11 protein-coding genes are annotated in these 10,722 nt (G+C 37.5%); 2 read left to right on the plus strand and 9 right to left on the minus strand.

Going from position 1 to position 10,722, the window contains the following annotated elements; genetic code table 11:
* The 3 genes from WS44_RS07800 to glpK form a co-directional block, all read right to left on the minus strand.
* Positions 1-300, minus strand: a 300-nt coding sequence (locus WS44_RS07800) for a LacI family DNA-binding transcriptional regulator (RefSeq protein WP_046433925.1), incomplete at its 3' end; no start/stop codon positions are given.
* 7 nt (positions 301-307) lie between these two features.
* Positions 308-1,081, minus strand: coding sequence for a tyrosine-protein phosphatase (locus WS44_RS07805; protein ID WP_046433926.1), 774 nt, complete (start codon positions 1,079-1,081; stop codon positions 308-310).
* Positions 1,082-1,166: 85 nt separating this feature from the next.
* Positions 1,167-2,669 carry a glycerol kinase GlpK gene (gene glpK, locus WS44_RS07810; protein ID WP_046433928.1) on the minus strand — a complete coding sequence of 501 codons (1,503 nt, stop codon included), beginning with the start codon at positions 2,667-2,669 and terminating at the stop codon, positions 1,167-1,169.
* Positions 2,670-2,792: 123 nt separating this feature from the next.
* Here glpK and thiD point away from each other — a divergent pair, with 123 nt between their 5' ends.
* A complete protein-coding gene (gene thiD / locus WS44_RS07815; RefSeq protein ID WP_046433929.1) occupies positions 2,793-3,611 on the plus strand; it encodes a bifunctional hydroxymethylpyrimidine kinase/phosphomethylpyrimidine kinase in 819 nt (272 codons plus the stop codon).
* A gap of 31 nt (positions 3,612-3,642) precedes the next feature.
* On the opposite strand, the gene WS44_RS07820 is transcribed toward thiD, so the two are convergent.
* Positions 3,643-4,923 carry an ATP-binding protein gene (locus WS44_RS07820; protein WP_013438726.1) on the minus strand — a complete coding sequence of 427 codons (1,281 nt, stop codon included), beginning with the start codon at positions 4,921-4,923 and terminating at the stop codon, positions 3,643-3,645.
* Positions 4,924-5,137: 214 nt separating this feature from the next.
* Between WS44_RS07820 and WS44_RS07825 the strand changes: the two genes are divergently transcribed.
* Positions 5,138-5,824 carry a cobyric acid synthase gene (locus WS44_RS07825; protein WP_013438727.1) on the plus strand — a complete coding sequence of 229 codons (687 nt, stop codon included), beginning with the start codon at positions 5,138-5,140 and terminating at the stop codon, positions 5,822-5,824.
* A gap of 329 nt (positions 5,825-6,153) precedes the next feature.
* Here the strand turns inward: WS44_RS07825 and WS44_RS07830 are convergent, their stop codons facing one another.
* From WS44_RS07830 to WS44_RS07855, 5 genes are all read right to left on the minus strand, one after another.
* On the minus strand, positions 6,154-6,639 hold the full coding sequence (locus WS44_RS07830; protein WP_013438728.1) for a C40 family peptidase: 486 nt from the start codon (positions 6,637-6,639) through the stop codon (positions 6,154-6,156).
* 600 nt (positions 6,640-7,239) lie between these two features.
* A complete protein-coding gene (locus WS44_RS07840; RefSeq protein WP_013642549.1) occupies positions 7,240-8,160 on the minus strand; it encodes a DMT family transporter in 921 nt (306 codons plus the stop codon).
* The gene (locus WS44_RS07845) at positions 8,153-9,073 is read right to left on the minus strand and encodes a DMT family transporter (protein WP_046433930.1); all 921 of its coding nucleotides are present in this window, start codon (positions 9,071-9,073) and stop codon (positions 8,153-8,155) included. The genes WS44_RS07840 and WS44_RS07845 overlap by 8 nt, the downstream gene beginning before the upstream one ends.
* Before the next feature lie 98 nt (positions 9,074-9,171).
* The gene (locus WS44_RS07850) at positions 9,172-9,813 is read right to left on the minus strand and encodes a hypothetical protein (protein WP_046433932.1); all 642 of its coding nucleotides are present in this window, start codon (positions 9,811-9,813) and stop codon (positions 9,172-9,174) included.
* 261 nt (positions 9,814-10,074) lie between these two features.
* The gene (locus WS44_RS07855; protein ID WP_013642551.1) at positions 10,075-10,566 is read right to left on the minus strand and encodes a hypothetical protein; all 492 of its coding nucleotides are present in this window, start codon (positions 10,564-10,566) and stop codon (positions 10,075-10,077) included.
* Between the last annotated feature and the right edge of the window lie 156 nt (positions 10,567-10,722).

Consider the following 10,722-nt stretch of genomic DNA (forward strand, 5'->3'; position numbering starts at 1 on the left):
ATCCGTTACCAGTTGCATCGCATATTGCTTGGAGTTCAAACCACGGGCAAAGCCGAATAGCAGGTTCATGTAATAAGGTTCTGTTGTATCGATATCTTCCAGAGTAACAAATTTAACCACGTTAGAACGATTATTGACTAAAGCCTGTGCGATAGAATTTGGATGATAGTTTAAAGACTCCATCGCCTTTTCAACCATGGCACGCAATTCTGGCGTTACTTGTTCAGGGTGGTTGATTACCCGTGATACCGTCATTTTGGAGACGTTTGCTTCTTTAGCTACATCAGATAAAGTTGTCATTTTATTCCTATTCTAAGTACATTTTTCTAAATCTATCTAGATCTTTTTGACTAAAACCAAGCTCTTTTTTGAAGAAGTTATCAAAACTGCCCCAGCCTTTGCGAATTGTTTCGGTAATACCACGGATGGCTGGGCCTTCACCCTTGGTCAAATTCATTTTGGAAACGAGTTTGGCAATTTGATTTTCATCAGGATATTGCTTGGAAACGGCAAAATCGTAAAGTTCATTAGTCAACAGATAATCTTGTGCGATCGTGTCATCGTCAACACCGAGGGCGGTCAAGATTAAAGCTGATGTCATACCGGTTCGGTCCTTGCCGGCACTGCAGTGATAGACAAGGGCATCTTCTTCAGGCAGTTCAATTAACTCCGCGAAGATTTTTGCAAATTCTTCTTGGCTGTGTGAATTAAGCAGAACCTGCTGATAAATTTTACCTAAGAAATTATCACCCATGTCGGGAATATGATGAATGAAGCGAAACAGCTTGTTATCACCCTTATTTTCCTTAGGATTATCCGAATAAATATGGGCGTCTACATATCTAACACCTGGCCATTGTTTATCTGGTGCAGCATTTTGTTCATAGGTAGAACGCAAATCGATATCTACAACAATGCGGCGATCAGCTAGTTTTTGTTCATCTTCTTTTGATAAAGAACTAAGCGAATCGGAACGATAAATTTTATTCCACTTTATATGCTGGCCTTTATTATTTTTGTAGCCGCCAATATCTCTGAAATTAAGTGGCCCGTCTAAAGCTACTATTCTATCGTGCTCCATGCGTCTCGCCTTCCTTGTGAAAGAATTAATATACTACTTTTATTATACAAAAAAAGAGCTGATTACTGTCAACTCAAATTCATATTTATTCACCATGAGCAAAAACGCGTGTAGCCTTGATTGCACGCTGCCAGCCATTATATAGCTTCTCTCGTTCTAGGTCACCCATCTTAGATTCAAAGGCCTGACCAATAGTGAAGACATGCTTCAATTCATCAATATTTTTCCAGTAGCCAACTGCAAGACCGGCTAAAAATGCGGCACCCATACTGGTTGTTTCGAGCACCTTGGTTCGTTCAATCTTTTTACCCAAAATATCTGCTTGGAATTGCATCAAATAGTTATTGTTACTTGCACCACCGTCAACGCGAAGGGATGGAATATCGATACCGGAATCTTTTTGCATCGTATCAACTACATCCCTAGTTTGATAGGCCAGTGATTGCAACGTTGCTTTAATCATATCTTTGTCAGTAGTTCCACGTGTAACACCGAAAATTGCACCACGTGCTTCCGCATCCCAATATGGTGCGCCAAGTCCCGTAAATGCAGGCACGACATAGACTTCATTTTCGGAAGTTGACTCATATGCTGCCTTTTCAGAATCAGGAGCATTCTTAATTAGTTTCATCGAATCACGCAGCCACTGAATTGCACTACCTGCCACAAAGATTGAACCTTCTAAGGCGTAAGTAATCTTGCCGTTGATGCCATAACCAATCGTCGTCAGTAAATTATTGTTAGACGTGGTTGGTTTATCGCCAGTGTTCATCACGATAAAGGCACCTGTTCCATAAGTGTTTTTCACCATGCCAGGTTTTAAAGTAAGCTGACCAAACAAAGCAGCTTGTTGGTCCCCTGCCATTCCGGCAATTGGCACTTCTCCACCAAAGAACATGTAAGTAGCCGTCTTGCCATAAACTTCAGAGTTAGAACGCACCTCTGGTAACATTTGCTCTGGAATATTGAGCAGCTTCAAAATATCTTTATCCCATTTAAGGGTATGAATGTTAAAGAGCATGGTTCTTGAAGCATTGGTGTAGTCAGTCACATGTTTTTGTCCATCAGTCAATTTCCAGACCAACCAGCTATCGATTGTTCCAAATAAAAGCTTGCCCTGCTCCGCCTTTTCTTGCGCACCTGGCACATGATCAAGAATCCAGCGAATCTTAGTTGCGCTGAAATATGGGTCGATAATTAAACCAGTCTTTTCTCTGATCTTTTCACCATAACCTTCTTTCTTCAGCTTTTCGGCTAATTCAGTTGTTTGACGTGATTGCCACACAACTGCGCGATAAATTGGTTCACCGGTTTCTTTATCCCAAACTACGGTAGTTTCACGTTGGTTAGTAATTCCGATAGCGGCAATTTGTCCTGGCCAAATACCTGATTGAATAAAAGCATTGGCAATTGTAGTCTGCACTGCCATCCAAATTTCATTGGCATCGTGTTCTACCCAGCCTGGTTCAGGAAAGTATTGTTTAATTTCTTTTTGAGCTGAGGCAATTTCTTTTCCATCATGATCAAAAATAATTGCCCTAGTTGAAGTCGTTCCTTCATCAATAGATAAAATATATTTTTCTTTCATATTAATTTTTCCTATCAAAAGCGCTTTCTTATTAGTTTACTTTTTTTGGAGTGCAGATTCTAGCGGATGTCTAATTAATTGCGTTATAATTTTTGGTGAATAACAAATAAGAGAGGCCTTCAAATGACAGATAAAAATCAAAAAATTGCAGTAACTATCGCTGGTAATGACAGTGATGGTAGCGCAGGGATGCCTGCAGACTTACATTCATTTTATGCACGTGGCGTTTACGGCATGGGATTATTAACTGCTGCCGTTGCGGGAAATACAACGGGAATTTATGCAGCTGAAGTAATGCCACTTGATTTCATTCAAAAACAATTCGACGTTTTAGCAGATGATTTTACTATCAATGCTGCTAAAACTGGGATGGTTGCCGATTCCAAAGTGATGAACGTAGTTGCCGACAACCTTGAAAAATATGATTTCGGTAAAATTGTCATCGATCCCGTGATTTCTACTAAACACGGCAATACTTTAATGGACGATGATTCTTACAACACCTTTATCAAGCGTCTGGTGCCACTTGCTGATATCATTACGCCTAATTTCTATGAACAAAGAAAATTAACCGGTCTTGAATTAAACGACCTAGACGAGGTTAAGAAAGGCGCTAAAATGTTGCAAGACATGGGTGCCAAGAACGTTTTGATGAAGGGTCGTCATGACGGTAACCCAACTGAAGTAACTGATATTTTGCTGACTGAAGATGGCAAATTCCATGCCTTCCCTAAGCCATACTTTAAGACTGACCGCGTAAACGGTACTGGTGATACTTTATCCGCAGTCATTGCCGCTGAACTTGCTAAAGGCAACGATTTAATTGATAGTGTAAAAATTGCTAAGGACTTCACCTATGAAGCAATTTCACATCCAATTGATGTTGGTTCAAAATGGGGTCCAATCAATCACTTGGCTGCACAAAATAATGAGAATGAATAAAAGCTAGAGCATTTCGCTCTAGCTTTATTTATTAGTTTTTCAGCAAAAATTTGTATACAGGTATTACTTGAATTTCACAGTCACCTACTTGAATTTCATCCTCATCTTCAGCTGTGACTATTATCAAATCTTTTATCTCCGGATTAGTTTGATGCAATTTAACTAGATTGCCAATCTCTCTTTTTTTATCAGTCTCTGAAAGTTCCCATGTTACCTGAATTGCTTTGCTATGTTCTGGTAAATAAAAATCGATATCAATCTTTGTCTTAGCCGACTTAAGAAAGTAAACATCATCTTTATATTTATTATGAAGAACAATAGCTACAACATTTTCTAGAAGTGTGGCATTTTTATCAAACAAGAATAGATTCAAAATTCCATTATCAGTAAAGTAATATTTGGGGCTTGCTTTTCTCTCAGCAAATCTGGCAACATAGTTTTCAATATCAAAAATAAGATAGGCTTCTTTAGCATAGTCAAGATAATCAATTATAGTTTCGGGACTTACCTTCTTTTCGTTTTCACGATGGCCAATTTGTGTCAATAATTTTGCCAGACGATTATATGTAACATCTTGCATCACAGATTCAGATAATTTCTTTATTAAATTCCGTAATACTTCAGGTGAACGAACACCATTTTTGTAAACTACATCCCTGAGTAGCACATTATTATAAATATTGTTTAGGTAATCTCTTTTTTCGATGGCATTAATAGTCTCAGGTAAACCACCATCTTTTAAATAAGCATTCATAGCACCACGTATTTGGCCATTCAATGCAGTGGTATACAGCGCCTCTTCATCATGACGAATATTTTTAGCTGTTAGATATTCTCTAAAATTGAATGGGGCAATATATTTAATCATGTAGCGGCCTCCCAAATGAGTTTGAATATCTCCACTTAACATCTTGGCATTACTACCGGTTATATAAACATACTGTTTTTCATCAGCCATTCGTCGAGCAAAATATTCCCAACCATCAATATTTTGAATTTCATCAAAAAAGTAATAATGTTTTTTAGGTGTTATTTCATTAGCCGTAAGTACAATGTCATTGAAATCATTTACTGTAAAATCTAATAGACGTTCATCTTCAAAATTTACATAAATGATTTGATCCCAATCAACACCATTTTTAACTAAATCTTGTGCTACTTTATAAAGAAGTGTGGATTTTCCTGCTCTTCTTAAACCTACAAGGACATAATTGAAATTCGGATCAAACGAGTATTCACGCGGTATTATTTTAGCCTCTCTAATAATTTGCCGTTGCCCATAAATAATTCCTTTTAATAGACTTGTTTTCATTTTTTATTCCTCATAATGTACAAATATACTTATATTTGTCTTTATTATATTATATCTGAAAGATTTTCCACAGAAGTTTCGATTATATCTGAAACTTTTAGCATATTTTTATCAGTTATAACTGAAACATAATTTCAAGATCTTTTATCGCCAAATCTTCTTGATTTACGTTATACTAAGTACATAAATTTCTAGCAAATTAAGGGACGATAAAATGAGCGACAAATTAATCAAAATTGCATATCTTTACGAAGATTTGATGAACACCTACGGCGATTCCGGCGATGTTAAGATTCTTAGCTTCTTACTCAAACGTGAAGGCTATGACACCCAAGTTGATAATATCTCACTTGGCGACGACTTCAACGCTTTTGACTACGACTTCGTATTCTTCGGTGGTGGCCAAGACTTCGAACAAACTGTGGTTGCTAAAGATTTACCTAGACACAAAGAAACGCTTGAAAAATACATCAACAGTGACAAGCCAATGCTCTGCATCTGCGGTGGCTACCAACTTATGGGTAGCTACTACAAGACCAACTCTGGTGTAACCATCCCAGGACTCGATATTTTGCCATTACACACCGTCTTCAAATCAGACAAGAGAATGATCGGTGATACTCGTTACATGACCGAATGGGGCGAAGTTAAGGCTTTTGAAAACCACTCAGGTCAAACTTACTTCGACAACAAAGACAAGTTGCATCCCCTTGGTGACATGATCGAAGGCTATGGCAACAACCCACAAGACCACGTCGAAGGTTTACGTTACCGCAACTTTATCGGTTCATACTCACACGGCCCACTTCTTAAAAACACTAATGTAGCAAATGCCATCGTTAACATGATTTTGGATTGGCACAAGCAACGTATTAGCGAAAAAGAAACAGTAGCTGAATAAACAGAATGCCATTAACACCTACTGTTAATGGTATTTTTTATTTAGAGGTATAAGCAATGACCAGCCTAATTGTATTTATTGCTGTTACGATCATAGCAAGCTAGCAATGATTACCTTGATCGTCCTTACATGGATATTTTTATTCTTCCCTTTTACATTAGATTGGAACACTTACATCACCTTAGTAATAGTACGGATTCCTTTCACAATTGTGTGGTGGTTATTAATCATGCTGGGGATATATATTGATATCAAAAGATAAAAATAAAACAAAAATATCGACCGGATTATTTCCGATCGATATTTTCTTTTAGGCTTATTTTGTCAAATTAGTTTAATACACGCTTAGCTGCTGATGGGTAAAAGTATGAACTCAAAGTTTGCTCAACCACACCTTGACCTGGTGTTGCAGCGTGAACATACTTATTGTTACCAATATAAATACCTACGTGGTATGGAGATGAGGTTGAGCCCCAGAACAACAAGTCACCCTTCTTAAGGTTCTTCATTGAAACGCTCTTACCCTTGTTAACTTGAGTGTAAGTAGTTCTAGGTAAAGTCTTGTTAGCGGCTTTTTTGTAAACGTATTGGGTTAAGCCTGAGCAGTCAAATGCGGATGGACCAGTAGCACCGTAAACGTAACGCTTACCAACTTGTTTTTTAGCAAGATCGGCAACTGCTTCACGTTTTTCTGTAGTGCTTTGCTCTGCTGCGTGCACAGTTTGTGTTTGGTTAGGAACATTAATAAATGAAATTCCTGTAAAGAATACTGATAAAACTGCGGCAAACTTAACTAAATTACGTCTAAAACTCAATTGATATTTCTCCTTAAATGCTTTTTATCTTTCGACGCTTTATATATTACCTGAGAAATATTACAACTATGTTTTAAAAGTAATACTATCAAATTAAGCAAAATTACAGGAAATGTCTTATTTTGTAATTTTGATAAGAAAGAGCTTATGTTTCTTTGCTCAACTTGAAAAATTTTTCACTTTTTTATATGCTTGTAACATTGATTACAGGAGTTGAGTAAAAACTATGGAGAAAATAGACAGTTATGCACGACATTTTTTAATACTGATAGCCTTAATTCTGGGCCTTTCACTAGTTTCAGAATTTCGTGATCTATCATCTTACGCCCCATCAATGATCAACCTAGCCTGCCTATCTATCGCAACCGCCTGCACCTTCGCTTCAGGAATTACTTTACAATTTAAAAGACTAAATATTGTAACTATTATCCTAGCAGCCATCTTAATTTCGATCTCCGTCTTCTTTTGGATCGAATTTTCTTCTCTTGCCTTAATCACCAGCATCTTCATTGTCTATGGCATTATTACATTACTTGTCTGTTTAACTAATTTAATTTTTTACAAAAAAAGAGAGGTTGAATAAACCTCTCTTCTTTATTTTCATTCATGAACTTTATTTTTCTTCTTTTGTTTTGGCGTCAAATTCAAAGCCATTGCAGCTACGACAACCAGGATTGAACCTACCCAATCCATTGGCATCATCACAAGGCCGAAGCATAAAACTGAACCGACCGTGGCAGAGAATGGTTCAAATGCGTCAAGCAAACTGGCTGTAGACGGAATAACGTAAAGCAAAGCATTGGTCATAATCTGGAATGGAATAATCGTTCCAATGATAATTACAACACTGGTATAGAGCCAAACTGCTGGTTTATTCGGGATTGCTTGAAATTGCGGATGAATTATTACCAAACTAATCCCGGCGAAAAGCATCCCCCAGCCCGTTACAACCATGCTGGATACTCTTTTAACAATATTAACTGGGATTAAAGTATATGTTGCTTCACCTGCTGCTGAAAGCAGACCCCAGAATAATGCGACTGGCGTAATAGCCAAATGATCAAACTGGCCATGTGTCGATAGTAAAAAGACACCAATAAAAGCCGCAATCGCAGCCAAGATATCCAATCTACGCATTACTTGCTTATGAGTAAAGGCCAAATATCCTAATACGAAAAACGGGCCGATGAACTGCAAAATTGTAGCGATTGAAGCGTTAGCTACCTGAATACACATGAAATAGAATAATTGCACGGGTAATAATCCGAAAATGCCATAAGCAAAAATTACTAAGGCATCATGCTTATTCTTTAATGTAGCAATTGGCTTTTGCTTCAGTGCTCCTGCTAAAAGCAAAAGTACGATTCCTGAAATAATCAACCGAATTTGGGTTAACCACATCGGCGTGATTTTAGCACTAATATTGAATAAACCTTTTGCAAAAAGACCTGAGATTCCCCACATGACAGCAGCGAGTGCTGCTAGTAAAGTCCACAGTCTACGTGTTTTTGGATCAAACATTATTCAATTTTCCTTTTTTCTTTCTTGGAGAAATGTTCAAAGCCATTGCAGCTACAACAACCAAGATTGAACCAATCCAGTCCATTGGCGTCATTACTAAGCCAAAGCAGAGAACTGAACCAACTGTGGCAGAGAATGGTTCAAATGCATCAAGCAAACTTGCCGTAGAAGCCTTGATGAAACGCAATGAGTTGGTCATCAGCTGGAACGGAATCAAAGTACCAATTACAATTACGACTGCCACATCAAACCAAACGTGTGGCGTATTAGGAATATGCGGCATCCGTGGGTGAACGATCATCAAGCAGATTCCTGCAGATAAAAGGCCCCAACCTGTAACGACTAAGCTTGAGACGCGTTTTAAAACGCCGATTGGAATCAAGGTGTTAGTCGTTACACCAACGGCTGAAAGCAAGCCCCAGAATAAAACGCTTGGCGTAATGGCGAAATGATTGAAACGGCCGTGCGTTGCAAGCAAAACAACCCCAATAAAGGCACAGATCGCTGCAATCACATCAATCCGGCGCATTACTTGTTTATGCGTAAAGGCTAAATATGCCATTACGAAAAATGGACCGATGAACTGTAAAATTGTGGCAATTGAAGCGTTAGCTTGTTGCACAACGATAAAGTAAAATAATTGCACGGGTAATAAACCAAAAATACCGTAAGCAATAATTACCCAAGCATCATGTTTATTCTTCATCGTGGCGATTGGCTTTTGCTTTAAAAATCCAGCTACGATCAACAAGATAATACCAGATGTGACCATTCTGATTTGTGAAAGCCACATTGGCGTGATGGACGGACTCGTATTAAATAAGCTCTTGGCAAATAAACCTGAGATTCCCCACATGACGCAGGCTAAGGCAGCCAAGAATGCCCAAAGACGACGTTGTTTTTGTGTAACCATTCTTCTTAATCCTCATCAATAAACTAGCAACTTATATAATAACAAAAACGGACTAGCTTGAACTAGTCCGTTAATTTTTTATTCATTTTAATTTTCAGCTATAGCTTAGCTTGGTAAGAAAGTACGATTGCACTAACACTACCGACAATTCCTACAATAGAAGCTGTCATCATTTCGGGTTGAATAAGCAAAACTGCCAACAAGAAAATGATTGCTAAACCAGCGGAAACGCGCATCGTCTTGTTACTTGCGAAAATAATAGCGATAAAGACTATTGCTAGCAAGATTACACAAGCAAAATCGCCGTAAAGTGACGCATTCTCAAGCGTAGTCGCGTGTTGGATTTTTAATGGTGCATTCAAAATATCGTCCCAGAGTTTACGTCCAAATGCAATGTCTGCTGCTACGTTTACCCAGAAAGTAACTATTTCGAAAAATCTGATAAAGAATAAACGATTAAGACGAATGCTAGTGATCGTTTCCCATAATGTATCACGCTTTTTAAAGCTGACAGCTGAATCACCTTTATCGAAGATCCAACCGACTAATAAATAAATGAAAATTGCTATCCCTTGAAATACTACTAAATGCATGAAAACAGAAAAGTTAAAAACTAGTGTCAACATCAGAATTACTACATAAACGAATTCTGAGATCAACAATATTCTCTTCCATTTACGACTATGTAACCAATGATTAAGCTCTTGCTTGTTCATGTGGTCGTCCATTTGTCCATTCATATTCTCACTCTTTTTTAATTCCTTGTCTAATTTAACTAGAATTATATCCCTTCTTTTCGATTTGTCCATCATTTTTTCTAAAAAATAAAAAGGCGTAAAATCTCTATATTTTCGCCTTTTCTACGTGTTATTTTCAACTATATATACATTTTTAATGACTTAATTTAAGTATTTAAATCCAGATATATACATCTGATAGCTCAATATTTATTCTCATTTTGTTCTAATTGTGTTTCTTAAACAAATACATAGCTATATTTTCTAAAAAATTTCTTCATCTTCATTATCTAAATTGAAGAAAATTACATTAGGTGCTGGTGTAGTCTTTCCAGTTCGTTTATCATACTTACCGCCAAAATATTCATAACGAAATTTTCCTTTACCAAATGGATCTTCACGGCATAAAAACACAACATAAGCTGCCTTGAATTCTTCTTCAGGGCAATCCAATCTACCGAAGATAATTTCTTCCTGATAGCCATTAGCCACTTCAAGAATGTTTTCACCTGCTCGTTGTGAACCTACTTGGATTATCAAACCATACTTGCTGCGTTTTGCATCCCATGCGATTACGTGAACCACTGCTCGTTCTCCCAAAGCATTTCTGTTCACGTCATCAAGCGATTGCACTTCTTTGATATCAAGCTCTGGAAACAATCGCTGCACCGCAGAAAGTAATTTATCATTATACTTCTTCAAAATTCCAGCGGTTAAATGGTCCACCATCTCTGCCGACAGTTCGTTGTTTAACATAATAAAACCTCATTCCAAAAAAAGTAGTAGAGTTTTTACCCTCTACTATTTATTACGCAAACATACTAACCTAGTGTTGGATCATGAATCGACGGATTCATGATCTGGCACTTTTTATTTTGTTTAGAATAAAAAGTGAAGATAAAGCAAACAAAG

Origin of the sequence: Lactobacillus sp. N54.MGS-719 (genome assembly GCF_000980505.1) — a bacterium.
Taxonomy (GTDB): domain Bacteria; phylum Bacillota; class Bacilli; order Lactobacillales; family Lactobacillaceae; genus Lactobacillus; species Lactobacillus amylovorus.

What these genes read in the sequence shown, in the direction of transcription:
- thiD (WP_046433929.1), top strand. Translation starts at nt 2,793, where the DNA reads ATGACAGATAAAAATCAAAAAATTGCAGTAACTATCGCTGGTAATGAC.
- WS44_RS07820 (WP_013438726.1), bottom strand. Translation starts at nt 4,923, where the DNA reads ATGAAAACAAGTCTATTAAAAGGAATTATTTATGGGCAACGGCAAATT.
- WS44_RS07840 (WP_013642549.1), bottom strand. Translation starts at nt 8,160, where the DNA reads ATGTTTGATCCAAAAACACGTAGACTGTGGACTTTACTAGCAGCACTC.
- WS44_RS07850 (WP_046433932.1), bottom strand. Translation starts at nt 9,813, where the DNA reads ATGAATGGACAAATGGACGACCACATGAACAAGCAAGAGCTTAATCAT.
- glpK (WP_046433928.1), bottom strand. Translation starts at nt 2,669, where the DNA reads ATGAAAGAAAAATATATTTTATCTATTGATGAAGGAACGACTTCAACT.
- WS44_RS07825 (WP_013438727.1), top strand. Translation starts at nt 5,138, where the DNA reads ATGAGCGACAAATTAATCAAAATTGCATATCTTTACGAAGATTTGATG.
- WS44_RS07805 (WP_046433926.1), bottom strand. Translation starts at nt 1,081, where the DNA reads ATGGAGCACGATAGAATAGTAGCTTTAGACGGGCCACTTAATTTCAGA.
- WS44_RS07845 (WP_046433930.1), bottom strand. Translation starts at nt 9,073, where the DNA reads ATGGTTACACAAAAACAACGTCGTCTTTGGGCATTCTTGGCTGCCTTA.
- WS44_RS07855 (WP_013642551.1), bottom strand. Translation starts at nt 10,566, where the DNA reads ATGTTAAACAACGAACTGTCGGCAGAGATGGTGGACCATTTAACCGCT.